Annotated in this window: 1 protein-coding gene; it reads left to right on the top strand. The window is 63.3% G+C overall.

Translation table 11 applies throughout. The features are described 5' to 3' along the window. Positions 1-221: hypothetical protein (locus tag ACLQ24_RS30780; RefSeq protein WP_425895220.1), on the top strand; the 221-nt coding region annotated here is incomplete at both ends.

Here is a 221-nt window from a genome sequence, read left to right as displayed (position 1 = left end):
TGGATAACATCAGTCTCGACTACGTCCTCGCTCACAAGAGCATGCACGCCCCGCGACCTTTGCCTCCCGCTGACATCGGTGAGCAGCAGGACCCGAACATCGCGGCAGTCATCGACTCTATCGACGCTGTCGACGCTGTCGACGCTGTCGACGCTGCGTGCAGCGCCGCGGGCGTGAACACCCTGAACGCCGACCCCTTCGACACGGGGATGAACACCCTC

This window comes from Micromonospora sp. DT4, from assembly GCF_049841675.1.
Taxonomy (GTDB): Bacteria; Actinomycetota; Actinomycetes; order Mycobacteriales; family Micromonosporaceae; genus Micromonospora.
This window is presented reverse-complemented; position numbering and strand designations above follow the sequence as displayed.